Origin of the sequence: Bradyrhizobium sp. 197 (genome assembly GCF_023073375.1) — a bacterium.
Taxonomy (GTDB): Bacteria; Pseudomonadota; Alphaproteobacteria; order Rhizobiales; family Xanthobacteraceae; genus Bradyrhizobium.
In genome coordinates this window covers 92,023-106,121 of record NZ_JADPJJ010000058.1, presented here as the reverse complement: position 1 = coordinate 106,121, position 14,099 = coordinate 92,023, and the positions used below count along the sequence as shown (strand labels likewise).

The following is a 14,099-nucleotide window of genomic DNA, read 5'->3' as shown; positions in this document are numbered from 1 at the left end:
GCGGGGATCGCGGAAGGTCGGCTCTATTTACGGAGTCGATTTGGCCTGCGCAATCACCAATTCGCCATCAATCGAACCGGCGTTCAGCGCTATGGCGTTGATGAAACAAGGCCAATCCGGTGCCTGGTATACCAGGGCGCTGGCCCACGGACCAAACATAGAATATATATTCATTTCTTCGTGCTTCCCGTCCATCGTCATTGAAATCGCTGTTGGAACACCTCTAAACGGACCATCCCGTCCAAACTTCCGATGGCGTGTGCCAGCGGACCTCCCGACCCGGTCTGCAAGCTGCCGCTTCACCATTTTTGGGGCATCTGCCGGATATGCGCAGCCTGCATTCCACCCCAGCCCGCAAATGCGATGTGTCGACCGCGCAAACCAGATCGCTTACAGCTTTCCGCGCAACCATGTCCGGGCGCATGCTTCGGAGACGTTGCGACCAGTCGCGGGGGGCAGGTCAGGGGTGATTGCAGGTCTCGATATCAAGGAGATCGTCGAACTCGCGCTGCTGCTGATCGCAACGGGCGCGCTCTCGGGATTTCTGGCCGGCGTGTTCGGCATCGGCGGCGGCGCGATTCTGGTGCCGGTGTTTTATGAATGCTTCCGCATCGCCGGCGTGCCACTGGAAGTGCGTATGCCGCTCTGCATCGGCACATCGCTGGCCGTGATCATCCCGACCTCGATCCGTTCGTTCCAAGCGCATTACAAGCGCGGCGCCGTCGACATCCCCATCCTTCGCGTCTGGTGGCTACCGATCGTAATCGGTGTCATCGCCGGCAGCGTGGTCGCGCGCTACGCGCCGGAGCGGCTGTTCAAGATCGTGTTCGTCGCCGTCGCCTGGTCGGCCGCGGTACGGCTGATCTTCGCGCGCGAGAGCTGGAAGCTCGGAGATGACTTGCCGAAGGGTCCGCTGATGCGAATCTACGGCTTCTGCGTCGGCATTTTGTCGACGTTGATGGGCATCGGCGGCGGCCTGTTCTCGAACCTGCTGATGACGTTCTACGGCCGGCCGATCCATCAGGCAGTGGCCACATCGTCGGCGCTCGCGGTGCTGATCTCGATCCCCGGCGCGCTCGGCTACATCTACGCCGGCTGGCCGGCGGCGGCCAGCTATCCCGGCGTTGCAGCCCTGCAAGTCCCATTCGCGCTCGGCTACGTCTCCCTGATCGGCGCCGTGCTGGTGATGCCGATGAGCCTCGTCACCGCGCCGCTCGGCGTGCGTGCCGCGCATGCGATGTCGAAGCGGACGCTGGAGGTGGCGTTCGGGTGTTATCTCTTCATTGTCGGCAGCCGGTTTGTGTTGAGCCTGGTGGGCGCTAGTTAACCGACCGGTCCTTCAATCTCACTTCGCTCCGAGTCCACACCCGGAGATCACCTTGCGCATCCAGGAGGTCGGCCTCGACCAACGCCTGAATGCGGGCCGCGAACACTTCATATTCGATAGGTGCGCCTAGCTCTCCCTCCTCGACCTTCTCCGCCGCGCAGTAAAGGACCATCGCCACCTTCTGCCAGCGAGGTTTCATCACGGAGAAAATGATTCGATCGATATCGGTCTCCAGCACCGACGGCGGCAGCGAGACTTCCTCCCAGCGAACTGTGCTGTCGATTGTTGCCGGCGGTAGCGGCGGCTCCAGGTCAGGGTATCTTTTGTAGATCAGTCGCAGAAGCTTGAACTGCAAATGGAAAACCGCCGTTACAAGCGGTTCTGCAAACAGCTTTCTGCCGTCATCGCCAACATCGACGATCGCGGCCTCAGCTCGGCGGAATGCCGCGGCAGCATCGAGCAGGTGTTTGTGTATCTTTTTTGCTTGCTCTCGGTTCATGTCCCCCAGCCCGGAGCGATTGCGCCCCTATTTCTTCGCGTACAGATCCTTGTACGTATCCCGCAAAATATTCTTCTGCACCTTGCCCATGGTGTTGCGCGGCAGCTCGTCGACGACAAAGACGCGCTTGGGCATCTTGAACTTTGCCAGCCGGCCGTCGAGCGCCTTCAGCACCGCCGCCTCGCTCACATCGGCGCCCTTGTTGCAGACCAGCACGGCCGTGACGCCCTCGCCGAAATCGGCATGGGGCACGCCAATCACGGCTGATTCGATCACGCCGGGCATGGCGTCGATCTCGCTCTCGATTTCCTTGGGGTAGACGTTGAAGCCGCCGGAGATCACGAGATCCTTGCCGCGGCCGAGAATGTGGACATAGCCCTTGCCGTCGATCTTGCCGAGGTCGCCGGTGATGAAGAAGCCGTCGTCGCGGAATTCCGCCTTGGTCTTCTCCGGCATGCGCCAATAGCCTTTGAACACGTTCGGGCCCTTGACCTCGATCATGCCGATTTCTTCACGCGGCAGTTCCTTGGCGGTTTCAGGATCGGTCACGCGTACGGAGACGCCGGGGAGGGGAAAGCCGACCGCGCCGGGCACGCGCTCGCCGTCATAGGGATTCGACGTATTCATGTTGGTCTCGGTCATGCCGTAGCGCTCGAGCACCGCGTGCCCCGTGCGCGCCGACCATTCGCGATGGGTTTCGGCCAGCAACGGCGCCGAGCCCGAGATGAACAGCCGCATGTGTTTTGTGGTTTCGCGCGATAGCCCGGCGTTCTGGAGCAGGCGGGTATAGAAGGTCGGCACGCCCATCAGCACCGTGGCACGCGCCATCAGCTTGATGATCAGATCCGGGTCGAGTTTTGGCAGGAAGATCATCGACGCGCGCGCGAACAGCGTCACATTGGTGGCCACGAACAGGCCATGGGTGTGGTAGATCGGCAGCGCGTGGATCAGCACGTCCTTGTCGGTGAAGCCCCAGTAGCCGACGAGCGCGAGCGAATTCGATGCCAGATTGTCATGGGTCAGCATCGCGCCCTTGGAGCGGCCGGTGGTGCCCGACGTGTAGAGGATCGCGGCGAGATCGTCGTTTGCACGCGACACCGTGGCGAATTCGCTGCTCGCCTTGTCGGCGGCCTCTGTCAGCGAGCCCTTGCCGTTCGGCCCGAGCGTCTCGACTTTTGCCTTCACCTTGGCGGCGATCGGGGCAAGGCCCTCCGCCTTGGAGGGATCGCAGACCACCAGCGAGGGCTCGGCATCGCCGATGAAGTAGTCGAGCTCGTTCAGCGTATAGGCGGAGTTGAGCGGCAGATAGACCGCGCCGGCCCGCACCGTGGCCAGGTACAGCACGATGTTGGCCACGGATTTCTCGACCTGCACCGCAACGCGATCGCCGGGCTTCACGCCGCGCGCGACCAGCACATTCGCCATTTGACCGGCCCGCGCGATCAGATCGCCATAGCTGATGCGCCCTCCGTCATGCGTCTCGATCGCAAGGCGCTTCGGATCGTCCAGGCCGTCGAACAGGCGGGAAAACAGGTTGGCGTTGGCAGCTGGGTTCATGCAAGATTTCCTCGACCGCAGGAACTTGTACGACAAGGCTCGTCAGACAAGGCCGGTCAAAACCGAGGGCTGGATTAGCAAAAACCGCCCCAATGAAGCAACGGAGACAGTTTGCATGACCAAAAACGGGAAACGCGTGGCCTGGGTCACGGGCGGGGGCAGCGGGATCGGGGAAGCCGGTGCCGAGGCGCTCGCGGCCGACGGCTGGATCGTCGTGGTCTCGGGCCGCCGCAAGGACGCCCTGGATACCGTGGTTGCGAAGATCGCCGGGGACGGCGGGGCGGCCGAGGCGATTGCTCTGGACGTGTCGGTCGCCTCCGAAGCCCAGAAGGCGGCCGATCAAATCGTCGCGAAGCACGGCCGGATCGACCTGCTCGTGAACAATGCCGGTATCAATGTTCCCAAGCGGAGCTGGAAGGACATGGAACTGGAGGGCTGGGACCAACTGGTCCAGGTCAATCTCAACGGCGTGCTCTATTGCATGCGCGCGGTGCTGCCGACGATGCGCAAGCAGCAGGACGGCGCCATCGTCAACGTCTCGTCCTGGGCCGGCCGCCACGTCTCGAAAATGCCGGGCCCGGCCTACACCACCACCAAACACGCCGTGCTGGCGCTGACCCATTCCTTCAACATGGACGAATGCGTCAACGGCCTGCGCGCCTGCTGCCTGATGCCGGGCGAGGTGGCGACCCCGATCCTGAAGCTGCGCCCGGTGGTGCCGAGCGAGGCCGAGCAGGCGAAGATGCTGCAATCCGAAGATCTGGGCCGCACCATCGCGTTCATCGCGAGCATGCCGGCGCGGGTGTGCATCAACGAGCTCTTGATCAGCCCGACGCATAATCGCGGGTTTATCCAGACGCCGCACAACAGGGATTAGCAGGACGTACAGCCGCTCGCGTCATTGCGAGCAAAGCGAAGCAATCCAGAAATGCGTGCGCGCTAGCAGTCTGGATTGCTTCCTCGCGTTGCTCCTCGCAATGACGGGTTGATGATGCACCCCACGAACATCCCTCCGCATAGTTTCACGCATCACAAAGAATTTTAATCCGAAACCCCATCGCAAACCCTCCCGTAGTTTGAGCCAACGACGGCGCTACTGCCTCACGTCAAACTGTCGCAAGCGCCGTTGTTGCCCAACTCGAACGCCGGCCAATGCCGGTCACCATCCAATCGGGAGACTCTCCATGTCGAAGCGTATTGCCTATCTCGCTGCCGCCGCGTTCAGCACCCTGGCCATCACCGCGACCGTCGTCGCGCCCGCCCGCGCCGAGGAAAAGACCGTCATGGTCGGCGGCGCCGCGATGTTCCCGTCCAAGAACATCGTCCAGAACGCCGTCAACTCGAAGGACCACACCACGCTGGTGGCGGCGGTGAAGGCGGCCGGCCTGGTGCCGACGCTGGAAGGCAAGGGCCCGTTCACGGTGTTCGCGCCGACCAACACCGCCTTCGGCAAGCTGCCGGCCGGCACCGTCGACACTCTGGTCAAGCCTGAGAACAAGGCCACTCTGACCAGGATCCTGACCTACCATGTCGTGCCCGGCAAGCTCGAGGCCTCCGACCTCACCGACGGCAAGAAGATGAAGACCGCCGAAGGCGAGGAACTGACGGTGAAGAAGCAGGACGGCAAGGTCTGGATCGTCGATGCCAAGGGCGGCACCTCGATGGTGACGATCAGCAACGTCAACCAGTCCAACGGCGTGATCCATGTGGTCGATACCGTGCTGATGCCCGCGACGTAACCCCGCGCGGTCCGGCTTCATCCCCGAACCGGATGCGACGAAAAAGCGAGCCGGGGATACCCGGCTCGCTTTATTGTGACCACTATAGATCGCCGGTATCGATTCGATGTCGGACAGGGCGTAACGAAAGCGGAAGCATCGGCGTATAATTGCTGTCAGACGATGTTCAGGACGGAACCATCATGTCGAGCCTCACAGTCACCGACGAGCAGGTCAGCGCCGCCCCGGCCAAAGTAATCCAGCCGGCCTGGGTCCGGGTCATGCACTGGATCAACGCCCTCGCCATGATTCTGATGATCCTGTCGGGTTGGCAGATCTACAACGCCTCGCCGCTGTTCGGCTTCAGCTTTCCCCGCGACTACACGCTCGGCGGCTGGCTCGCCGGCGGCCTGCTTTGGCATTTTGCGGCGATGTGGCTGTTGATGATCAACGGCCTCGCCTATCTCGTCACCGGTTTCGCCACCGGCCGCTTCCGCAAGAAACTGCTGCCGATCACCCCGTCCGGCGTGCTTCACGATGTCAGGGCGGCTCTGACCTTCAAGCTCGGCCATGCCGATCTCACCGTCTACAATTACGTCCAGCGCGTGCTCTATGCCGGCATCATCGTGGTCGGCGTGCTGATCGTGCTGTCGGGTCTGTCGATGTGGAAGCCGGTGCAACTGCATTGGCTGGTCATGCTGTTCGGCGACTATCCGACCGCGCGCTACATCCATTTCTTCTGCATGGCCGCGATCTGCGCCTTCCTCGTCATTCACGTTGTGCTCGCGCTGTTGGTGCCGAAGAGCCTGCGCGCGATGATCATCGGCCGTTGAGCGGAGCAAGAACCATGGCAAAACGCTCATTCCTGATCCCCGGCGTCGACAAGCGGCTGCTGATCAAGGACTCCCTCAAGACGATGCCTGATGTCAGCCGTCGCCGCTTCATCGCGGGCGGCGCCAGCTTGGGGGCGCTGACGCTGCTCACCGGCTGCGACGTGATCGACTCGTCCTCCGCCGAGGAGATGCTCAAGACGGTTTCGAAATTCAACGACGCCGTGCAGGATTTCATCTTCAATCCCGACGCGCTGGCGCCGACATTCCCCGAGAGCGCGATCACCAAGCCGTTTCCGTTCAACGCCTATTACGATCTCGACGACGCGCCGGATGTCGACGGCGCCGACTGGAAGCTCGAAGTCCGCGGCCTCGTCGACAACAAGAAGTCCTGGACGCTTCCGGAGTTGTACAAGCTGCCGCAGGTCACGCAGATCACCCGTCACATTTGTGTCGAGGGCTGGAGCGCGATCGGCAGCTGGACCGGCACGCCGTTGCGCGACTTCCTCAAGCTGATCGGTGCCGACACGCGCGCAAAGTACGTCTGGTTCCAGTGCGCCGACAAGGACGGCTACAATTCTCCGCTCGACATGCGTACCGCGCTGCATCCGCAGAGCCAGATGACGTTCAAATACGCCAACGAGATCTTGCCGCGCGCTTATGGGTTTCCAATGAAGATCCGCGTGCCGACCAAGCTCGGCTTCAAGAACCCGAAATACGTCGTGTCGATGGAAGTCACCAACGACTACAAGGGCGGTTATTGGGAAGACCAGGGGTATAATTCGTTTAGCGGGAGCTAGTCACGCTGTCCTACGGCACCGAGCCCTTCGGCCCCACCTTCTGCTGGCACAGCGCCGCAACCGCCCCCAACGCCAGCAGCGCCGCCGACACATTCAGCGCGTAACTCAAGCTCCCCAGCGCATCCGTGATCGCGCCGACCACGATCGGGCCGAGCGTCTGGCCGACGCCGAACGAGATCGTCATCGCCGCGATTGCGGTCGGCCACACCTCCGGCGGATAGTTGAAGCGCACGAAGGCGGTGGTCGAGCCGACCACGGCGAAGAAGGCGACGCCGAACACGACGGCGGAGACCGCGAGCCATGCCGGCGAATGCCCGAGCATCGGCAGGGCGGCGCCGAGCGCGTTGGTGCCGAGGATGATGGCGGTGGCAAGTCCGCCGCGATCGAGCGCGAGCACGCCGCGCCAGGCCCACGGCGTGACGAAGGCGCTGAGACCGATCAGGCTCCAGAACGCCGCCTGCGCCGCGGGGCCGCCGCCGCCGTCGCGCACATAGGCGATCATGAAGGTCATGTAGGCGATGTAGCCCGCGCCGAACAGGAAGTAGCCGGCGAGATAGATCAGTACGGGCACAATCGCGAAGGCGGCGTGGCCGCCTTGCGAGAAACGCACTCCGCTCTCGATGCGGACCAGGAACAGGGGCACGGTCATCACGACGGACAGCAGCGTCAGCGCCCACCACACGATCCACCACGAGCCCGGCCCGAAATATTGCAGCGTGAACGGGGCGATCAGGCCCGAGGCGAGAATGCCGATGCCCGGCCCGGCATAGAACAGGCTGAGGAGGAAATTGGCCCGCTGCGGGCGCGATTGCGCGATCGAAGCGGCCAGCGCGCCTCCGGCGACGAAACCGGCGGCGGCACCGAAGCCGAGCACGAGGCGCGCCAGGCTCAATGCAACGAAATTCCCGGTCAGCGCGCAAGTCGCAAGGGCGGCGACGCAGGCCAGGGTTCCGCCGCGGATCGCGGCCGCCCAGCCGACGCGCTGGATCAGCCGGGATGCCACAAGCGCGCCCACGAGATAGCCGACGGCGTTGATGGTGTTCATGAAACCGGCGGCCGAGTAGGACCAGCCGAGGTCTTCCCGCATGTCCGGCAGCACCAGGGCATAGGCAAAGCGGCCGATGCCGAGCCCGACCGTCGCAGCCAGCGACAGGGTCAGGATCAGCCGCGCGGGATGGGCGTCGGGTGGAGGGCGGCGGTCTTGAGCAAAACAGTCTTGGGCGGGCAAGGGGTACTCCGGCATGCGCAGTGTGGCAGGCCCTGCCTGCGTTGCACAGCCGCGAGGCGGCAATGGTGTCTTGCCAAGCGCGCAACGCCGCTCTAGCACTCCGGCCGAAATTCAAGAGCGCCGTCATGCCCGGCCTTGTGCCGGGCCATGACGAAACGGAGGAAGAACGTCATGGCGACCCACAAGCTGCTGCTGCTCCCCGGCGACGGTATCGGCCCCGAAGTGATGGGCGAGGTGAAGCGGCTGGTCGACTGGCTCAATTCGGCCGGGATCGCCAGGTTCGAGACCGATACCGGCCTGGTCGGCGGTTCGGCCTATGACGCGCACAAGGTGTCGATCTCGGAAGGCGACATGGCCAAGGCCAGGGACGCGGACGCGATCATTTTCGGCGCGGTCGGCGGCCCGAAATGGGATGCCGTGCCGTACGAGGTGCGCCCGGAAGCCGGCCTGCTCCGCCTGCGCAAGGATCTCGGCCTGTTCGCCAACCTCCGCCCCGCCGTCTGCTACCCGGCGCTGGCGGATGCCTCGAGCCTGAAGCGCGAAGCCGTCGAGGGCCTCGACATCGTGATCGTGCGCGAGCTCACCGGCGGCGTCTATTTCGGCGAGCCCAAGACCATCACCGATCTCGGCAACGGCCAGAAGCGTGCCATCGATACTCAGGTCTACGACACCTATGAGATCGAGCGCATCGCCCGCGTCGCCTTCGAGCTTGCGAAGAAGCGCAAGAACAAGGTGACGTCGATGGAGAAGCGCAACGTCATGAAGTCGGGCGTGCTCTGGAACGAGGTCGTGACCCAGGTCCACAAGCGCGAATATGCCGACGTGACGCTCGAGCACCAGCTCGCCGATTCCGGCGGCATGATGCTGGTGAAATGGCCGAAGCAGTTCGACGTCATCGTCACCGACAATCTGTTCGGCGACATGCTGTCCGACATCGCCGCGATGCTGACGGGATCGCTCGGCATGCTGCCCTCGGCCTCGCTCGGCGAGGTCGATGTCAAGAGCAAGAAGCGCAAGGCGCTGTACGAGCCCGTGCACGGCTCGGCGCCCGATATCGCAGGCCAGGGCCTCGCCAATCCGATCGCGATGATCTCGTCCTTCGGCATGGCGCTGCGCTATTCCTTCGACATGGGCGCGCTCGCCGACAAGGTCGACGCCGCGATCGCCGCCGTGCTGGCCAGCGGCCTGCGCACCGCCGACATCAAGTCGGACGGCACCACAGCCGCCTCGACCACGCAGATGGGCGAAGCGATCTTGAAGGAATTGCAGAAGCTGCACGCTTAGAGTCGTAGCCCGGATTGCTTCGCGAAATCCGGGCTACACCACAAACAAAAATGGCCGGACGCGAGCCCGGCCATTTTGATTCAGGTCGATAATTCCGCCTCAGTACAGCGGGAAATTTCGCGGGTACCCGCCAACATCCGACGGGGTGCTGAGCGGCTGGCGATCGATTGGACGGGTGTTGTTCTCGCGCGCGAATGTCGGGAGACCGTTCTCCGGCGGAAACGCATAGTCGGAGAACTTGCGGTCGCCCGGATTGACCTCGGTGCCGCCGTCGAGCCAGGAGCGCTTGCTCACATAGAGGCGGGTGCGGCCCTGCTGATAGACGGTGTTGGGGCCGCTCGGTCCGTAATAATGCCGGCCGCGATCGTCATAGCGCTTGGGCTTGGTGTCGGCCGAGGCCGGCGTCGCGAGGCTCATGGCAACCACGGCGCCTGCCGCGAGCCACGTCGCCAATTTGGCAGAGAATTTCGAGCTCATCACGTCCCCTTCAGGCGGCAAGCCGCCAGTCGATATCATCCCATACTAGCCCGGCCGGGGCGGCCGCAACTAGGTCTATTGGGTCACACCAGCGCGGAATAATCGTGCGCGTTGGCAAAAGTTGCATGAATACCAGCCACTTGAGCTTGATGCCGGTCAGAGCGCTCCGCGCAATTGTGCGTTCGCGGTACCCAGCAGCCAGTCCGACGAACCCTGGGAAGTGCAAGCGCGGCGCTTCAGCTCGGCATGGGCGAACAATTCGGCCAGCTTCGGCTCGTTGCCCGAGGTCAGTAGCGTCAGCCGGTTCAACGTGCAGGCGATCGCCGCGCGCCGCTCGGGCAGGGTACCGCCCTGGCAGGAGAAGCCGGAGATCTGGAGCGCTGGCTCCTCGCTGCGCTTGAGGTAGCCGAGGCAGGACGACGCGCCCGCCGCCGTGCCCGTTGGCCGGAACAGGGCGACATGGCCGAATTTGGTGTCGATCAGGCCGGCCTGCTCAAGCGGGGTCGCGGTGCCCAGTCCCATCTGGACGGCCAGGTCCGCGGTCGCCGGACGCGCCACGTCGAATTCGTCGCCTTCCCGGTAAATCTCGAGCTCGGCCACGGGCTTGTCCGCCTCGCTCGCCCAGCGCATCACGTCCCTGCGGCCGCCTTCGGGATGCCTGAGGATGGTGTAGGCTCCTGTTTTTTCTGATGAATCGAGCCGGCTGAGGGCGAAGGCCGGATGCGAGCGGTCGGCTACGCTCCAACCCGGCTTCACCGCCGACCCATCGTCGCGGAGCTCAGGCAGCTGGCCGAGTGCCGCAAGCCCGAGGATGGCAAACAGCACCAAAGCCCCCACATAGACGAACAGACGCGCCAGCGTGCCGACGATCTCATCGGCGAAGGCTGCGAGCGCCAATTGGATTTGGGTGGGGGTTGCGGCCGTGCGGGCCTCAGGCGACTGCATCCACGGCCTTCAGGCATGGTCCAACGTTGTCTTGAGGCCGGTTCTCGCATAGAAGCGCTGCTCTTCCTGTTTAAGCCTCAGCTTCAGGAAAGAGCTTTTTCGTCGGAGAGTGAACGATGGGTTACAAAGTCGCAGTCGTCGGCGCGACCGGCAATGTCGGACGGGAAATGCTCAACATCCTCGATGAGCGCAAATTCCCCGCGGACGAGGTGGTGGCCCTGGCGTCACGCCGCAGCATGGGCGTCGAGGTCTCCTACGGCGACCGCACCCTGAAGGTCAAAGCGCTCGAGCATTACGACTTCTCCGACGTCGACATCTGCTTGATGTCGGCGGGCGGCGAGGTGTCGAAGGAATGGTCGCCGAAGATCGGCGCCGCCGGCACCGTCGTGATCGACAATTCCTCGGCCTGGCGCATGGACCCGGACGTGCCGTTGATCGTGCCGGAAGTGAACGCGGATGCGACGGCCGGCTTCAAGAAGAAGAACATCATCGCCAACCCGAACTGCTCGACCGCGCAGCTCGTGGTCGCGCTGAAGCCCTTGCACGACAAGGCGACCATCAAGCGCGTGGTGGTCTCGACCTATCAATCGGTGTCGGGCGCCGGCAAGGATGCGATGGACGAATTGTTCTCGCAGACCAAGGCCGTCTACACCAACCAGGAGCTGGTCAATAAGAAGTTTCCCACGCGCATCGCCTTCAACGTCATCCCCCAGATCGACGTCTTCATGGAGGACGGCTACACCAAGGAAGAGTGGAAGATGATGGCGGAGACCAAGAAGATTCTTGATCCCAAGATCAAGCTCTCCGCGACCTGCGTGCGCGTGCCGGTTTTCGTCGGCCATTCCGAGGCCGTCAACATCGAGTTCGAGAATCCGATCACCGCGGACGAAGCGCGCGACATCCTGCGCAAGGCCCCGGGCTGCCTCGTCATCGACAAGCATGAGCCCGGCGGCTACGCTACGCCGTACGAAGCGGCCGGCGAGGACGCCACCTATATCAGCCGCATCCGCGAGGACGCGACGGTGGAGAACGGTCTCGTGCTGTGGTGCGTGTCGGACAATCTGCGCAAGGGCGCCGCGCTCAATGCGATTCAGATCGCCGAAGTCCTGATCAACCGCAAGCTGATCAGCGCGAAGAAAAAGGCGGCGTAAGCGCGGGATCCCACCATCTTTCCAAGATGACGAAAGAAGTGGTGGGCACGCTTCGCTTTGCCCACCCTAAGAAGGGCGATTTCAAGCCACGCTTCGCGCGTTCTTGAATTCCTTCGCGTCCTTGTCCAGCACGAACAGCGACCCTTCCGCGACGCCGAAATAGGCGCCGTGGGTCTGCATCTGGCCGGCATCGACCGCCTTCTGCACGAACGGGAAGGTCATCAGGTTTTCGAGGCTGCGGAACACCGCGGCCTTCTCGATGCGCTCGACGAATTGCGCCATGGTTTCGTGGTCGCGCTGCTCCACCACTTCGCCGGGCTTGATGAACATCTGCATCCATTTGCCGATGAAGTCGCCAGGCGTCAGCGGCTCGATCTTGTCGACGAAAGCGCGGATGCCGCCGCATTGTGCGTGCCCGAGCACCACGATGTGCTTCACCTTCAGCACCGTCACGGCATATTCCAGCGCCGCAGAGACGCCGTGAGCGTTGCCGTCGGGCTGATACACCGGCACCAGATTGGCGATGTTGCGGACCACGAAGAGTTCGCCCGGGCCGACGTCGAAGATCACTTCGGGCGAGACGCGGCTATCGCAGCAGCCGATCACCATCACTTCCGGGAACTGCCCCTTCACCGACAGCTCGCGGTAGCGGGTCTGCTCGGTCGGCAGCCGCTGAGTGGCGAAGGCCTTGTAGCCTTCCAGCAAGTGCTCTGGGAATGTGTTCATGGCCTATGCCTAATCATATACCGCAGGGGCGGACAAGCCTTTCGAATAGGCAGGCCAGATGCTATCGGCTTCGGTCCAGAAGTGTGACGAGGAAACCGGAAGGAACACTTGCATGACCCGCCCGCGCCGCAGCCATCTGTTCATGCCCGGCTCCAACCCCCGCGCGCTGGAAAAGGCGCGCAATCTCGCCGCTGACGGCCTGATCCTCGATCTGGAAGACTCTGTCGCGCCTGATGCCAAGGCATTGGCGCGCGACGGGGTCGCTGCCGCGATCGCGGCCAAAGGGTTCGGCAAGCGCGAGATCCTGATCCGGACCAACGGCCTCGACACGCCCTGGTGGGCCGACGATTTCGCGATGGCGGCCAAGGCCTCGCCCGACGGCATCCTGGTCCCGAAGGTCTCCAGCGTCGAGGACCTCGACACGATCGGCCGCCGTCTCGCCGAGCTCGGCGCGGCGCCAACCGTAAAAGTCTGGGCCATGATCGAGACCGCGCGCGCGGTGCTGCATGCGGAGGAACTGGCTGCCGCCGGACGCGATCCCAAGAGGCGCCTGTCAGGCTTCGTGTTCGGCCCGAACGACATTTCGCGCGAAACCCGGATCAAGATGCTGCCGGGCCGCGCCGCGATGATCCCGATGATCACCCATTGCATCCTGGCAACGCGCGCCCATGGCCTCGAACTCCTCGACGGTCCCTACAGCGACATCGCCAATTCCGACGGCTTCGCCACCGAATGCGCGCAGGGCCGCGATCTCGGTTTTGACGGCAAGACGCTGATTCATCCGTCGCAGATCGACGCCTGCAACGCGATCTTCACGCCGCCGGAGGAGGAAGTCGCGCGCGCGCGAAAGATCATCGCGGCGTTCGAATTGCCGGAGAACGTCTCGCGCGGCGCGATCCGTCTGGATGGCGCCATGGTGGAGCGCCTGCACGCCGACATGGCCCGACGCACGATCGAGATCGCGGATGCGATCGCCGCGATGGGGAAGGGTCAGGGCTAGGGCGCGTACCGCATCAGCTAGTCGCGGTATCGGCAGAACTCGTCCCCGTTTTCGTATTCGAGACAGGTCTTTACGCGAGGACGAGGCCGGACTTCGTGGTAATAGCGGCCTTCGCTCCGATTCGCAGAGCCATATCCGGGGCCGCGATCCATATCATCATCGTCGCGCCGCCAATTTCGTCCCGTGGTCTGATGATCCTCATCCCGGTCCATCATGCGTCCCATCTGGCGCTGACGCATGCGGTCCATGTCCATGCGGTCCTCGCCACGCTGCCGCGTCGTCCAATCTCGATTGATCCGCGTGTCTTCGGCGCTGCGGCGGTCTTGGTCGCGGGATTGGTCCGACTGCTGAGGTGTGCGGTCCGGCTGAGTTGGGGTGTTTTGGGTTTGGGATTGGCCCGACTGTTGGGGGGTGCGATCAGGGCCAGCTTGGCTGGAAGATTGGTTCGTATCCGGCGTCGTCTGCTGAGCAGACGCGGTGACGGGAACGAAGCCAGAGAGCAGGAACAGGACGGTTGCTAAGTCTGAACGGCGCATGATCTCACCTCGCGAGTTTGC

15 protein-coding genes are annotated in these 14,099 nt (G+C 63.4%); 8 read left to right on the top strand and 7 right to left on the bottom strand.

The window, feature by feature from the left end:
• Positions 1-466: 466 nt before the first annotated feature.
• On the top strand, positions 467-1,327 hold the full coding sequence (locus tag IVB27_RS13930) for a sulfite exporter TauE/SafE family protein (RefSeq protein WP_247444122.1): 861 nt from the start codon (positions 467-469) through the stop codon (positions 1,325-1,327).
• Here the strand turns inward: IVB27_RS13930 and IVB27_RS13925 are convergent.
• Both IVB27_RS13925 and IVB27_RS13920 read right to left on the bottom strand, forming a co-directional pair.
• A complete protein-coding gene (locus IVB27_RS13925) occupies positions 1,320-1,826 on the bottom strand; it encodes a hypothetical protein (protein ID WP_247444121.1) in 507 nt (168 codons plus the stop codon). The two genes, IVB27_RS13930 and IVB27_RS13925, sit on opposite strands and share 8 nt — an antisense overlap.
• A gap of 27 nt (positions 1,827-1,853) precedes the next feature.
• Positions 1,854-3,383 carry a malonate--CoA ligase gene (locus IVB27_RS13920; RefSeq protein ID WP_247444120.1) on the bottom strand — a complete coding sequence of 510 codons (1,530 nt, stop codon included), beginning with the start codon at positions 3,381-3,383 and terminating at the stop codon, positions 1,854-1,856.
• A 115-nt stretch (positions 3,384-3,498) separates the two neighbouring features.
• Here IVB27_RS13920 and IVB27_RS13915 point away from each other — a divergent pair, with 115 nt between their 5' ends.
• The 4 genes from IVB27_RS13915 to IVB27_RS13900 all read left to right on the top strand — a co-directional run bounded on the left by IVB27_RS13915 (position 3,499) and on the right by IVB27_RS13900 (position 6,731).
• Positions 3,499-4,260, top strand: coding sequence for an SDR family oxidoreductase (locus tag IVB27_RS13915; protein WP_247444119.1), 762 nt, complete (start codon positions 3,499-3,501; stop codon positions 4,258-4,260).
• A 307-nt stretch (positions 4,261-4,567) separates the two neighbouring features.
• Positions 4,568-5,122: a fasciclin domain-containing protein gene (locus IVB27_RS13910; protein WP_247444118.1), complete on the top strand. Its 555-nt coding sequence runs from the start codon at positions 4,568-4,570 to the stop codon at positions 5,120-5,122.
• 182 nt (positions 5,123-5,304) lie between these two features.
• Complete coding sequence (locus IVB27_RS13905; RefSeq protein WP_247444117.1) at positions 5,305-5,934, top strand: cytochrome b/b6 domain-containing protein; 630 nt, start codon at positions 5,305-5,307, stop codon at positions 5,932-5,934.
• 14 nt (positions 5,935-5,948) lie between these two features.
• A complete protein-coding gene (locus IVB27_RS13900) occupies positions 5,949-6,731 on the top strand; it encodes a molybdopterin-dependent oxidoreductase (protein ID WP_247344544.1) in 783 nt (260 codons plus the stop codon).
• A 10-nt stretch (positions 6,732-6,741) separates the two neighbouring features.
• Here the strand turns inward: IVB27_RS13900 and IVB27_RS13895 are convergent, their stop codons facing one another.
• On the bottom strand, positions 6,742-7,974 hold the full coding sequence (locus tag IVB27_RS13895; RefSeq protein ID WP_247444116.1) for a YbfB/YjiJ family MFS transporter: 1,233 nt from the start codon (positions 7,972-7,974) through the stop codon (positions 6,742-6,744).
• A 156-nt stretch (positions 7,975-8,130) separates the two neighbouring features.
• On the opposite strand from IVB27_RS13895, the gene leuB reads away from it, so the two are divergent.
• Positions 8,131-9,243, top strand: a complete 1,113-nt coding sequence (gene leuB / locus IVB27_RS13890) for a 3-isopropylmalate dehydrogenase (RefSeq protein ID WP_247444115.1) — start codon at positions 8,131-8,133, stop codon at positions 9,241-9,243.
• A 99-nt stretch (positions 9,244-9,342) separates the two neighbouring features.
• On the opposite strand, the gene IVB27_RS13885 is transcribed toward leuB, so the two are convergent.
• Both IVB27_RS13885 and IVB27_RS13880 read right to left on the bottom strand, forming a co-directional pair.
• On the bottom strand, positions 9,343-9,720 hold the full coding sequence (locus IVB27_RS13885; RefSeq protein ID WP_247344536.1) for a hypothetical protein: 378 nt from the start codon (positions 9,718-9,720) through the stop codon (positions 9,343-9,345).
• A 156-nt stretch (positions 9,721-9,876) separates the two neighbouring features.
• The gene (locus IVB27_RS13880; RefSeq protein ID WP_247444114.1) at positions 9,877-10,665 is read right to left on the bottom strand and encodes a hypothetical protein; all 789 of its coding nucleotides are present in this window, start codon (positions 10,663-10,665) and stop codon (positions 9,877-9,879) included.
• A 116-nt stretch (positions 10,666-10,781) separates the two neighbouring features.
• Between IVB27_RS13880 and IVB27_RS13875 the strand changes: the two genes are divergently transcribed.
• Positions 10,782-11,816, top strand: a complete 1,035-nt coding sequence (locus tag IVB27_RS13875; RefSeq protein ID WP_247344531.1) for an aspartate-semialdehyde dehydrogenase — start codon at positions 10,782-10,784, stop codon at positions 11,814-11,816.
• A gap of 81 nt (positions 11,817-11,897) precedes the next feature.
• On the opposite strand, the gene IVB27_RS13870 is transcribed toward IVB27_RS13875, so the two are convergent.
• Positions 11,898-12,542 (bottom strand): carbonic anhydrase, encoded by a 645-nt coding sequence (locus IVB27_RS13870; protein WP_247444113.1) that lies wholly within the window; start codon positions 12,540-12,542, stop codon positions 11,898-11,900.
• 112 nt (positions 12,543-12,654) lie between these two features.
• Here IVB27_RS13870 and IVB27_RS13865 point away from each other — a divergent pair, with 112 nt between their 5' ends.
• Positions 12,655-13,542 (top strand): HpcH/HpaI aldolase/citrate lyase family protein, encoded by an 888-nt coding sequence (locus IVB27_RS13865; protein ID WP_247444112.1) that lies wholly within the window; start codon positions 12,655-12,657, stop codon positions 13,540-13,542.
• A 17-nt stretch (positions 13,543-13,559) separates the two neighbouring features.
• Here IVB27_RS13865 and IVB27_RS13860 read toward each other — a convergent pair whose 3' ends face one another.
• Positions 13,560-14,078 carry a hypothetical protein gene (locus tag IVB27_RS13860; protein ID WP_247444111.1) on the bottom strand — a complete coding sequence of 173 codons (519 nt, stop codon included), beginning with the start codon at positions 14,076-14,078 and terminating at the stop codon, positions 13,560-13,562.
• Positions 14,079-14,099: the final 21 nt, after the last annotated feature.

Coding starts and splice junctions, on each gene's coding strand:
- IVB27_RS13925 (WP_247444121.1), bottom strand. CDS start 1,826: ATGAACCGAGAGCAAGCAAAAAAGATACACAAACACCTGCTCGATGCT.
- IVB27_RS13920 (WP_247444120.1), bottom strand. CDS start 3,383: ATGAACCCAGCTGCCAACGCCAACCTGTTTTCCCGCCTGTTCGACGGC.
- IVB27_RS13915 (WP_247444119.1), top strand. CDS start 3,499: ATGACCAAAAACGGGAAACGCGTGGCCTGGGTCACGGGCGGGGGCAGC.
- IVB27_RS13910 (WP_247444118.1), top strand. CDS start 4,568: ATGTCGAAGCGTATTGCCTATCTCGCTGCCGCCGCGTTCAGCACCCTG.
- IVB27_RS13905 (WP_247444117.1), top strand. CDS start 5,305: ATGTCGAGCCTCACAGTCACCGACGAGCAGGTCAGCGCCGCCCCGGCC.
- IVB27_RS13900 (WP_247344544.1), top strand. CDS start 5,949: ATGGCAAAACGCTCATTCCTGATCCCCGGCGTCGACAAGCGGCTGCTG.
- IVB27_RS13895 (WP_247444116.1), bottom strand. CDS start 7,974: ATGCCGGAGTACCCCTTGCCCGCCCAAGACTGTTTTGCTCAAGACCGC.
- leuB (WP_247444115.1), top strand. CDS start 8,131: ATGGCGACCCACAAGCTGCTGCTGCTCCCCGGCGACGGTATCGGCCCC.
- IVB27_RS13885 (WP_247344536.1), bottom strand. CDS start 9,720: ATGAGCTCGAAATTCTCTGCCAAATTGGCGACGTGGCTCGCGGCAGGC.
- IVB27_RS13880 (WP_247444114.1), bottom strand. CDS start 10,665: ATGCAGTCGCCTGAGGCCCGCACGGCCGCAACCCCCACCCAAATCCAA.
- IVB27_RS13875 (WP_247344531.1), top strand. CDS start 10,782: ATGGGTTACAAAGTCGCAGTCGTCGGCGCGACCGGCAATGTCGGACGG.
- IVB27_RS13870 (WP_247444113.1), bottom strand. CDS start 12,542: ATGAACACATTCCCAGAGCACTTGCTGGAAGGCTACAAGGCCTTCGCC.
- IVB27_RS13865 (WP_247444112.1), top strand. CDS start 12,655: ATGACCCGCCCGCGCCGCAGCCATCTGTTCATGCCCGGCTCCAACCCC.
- IVB27_RS13860 (WP_247444111.1), bottom strand. CDS start 14,078: ATGCGCCGTTCAGACTTAGCAACCGTCCTGTTCCTGCTCTCTGGCTTC.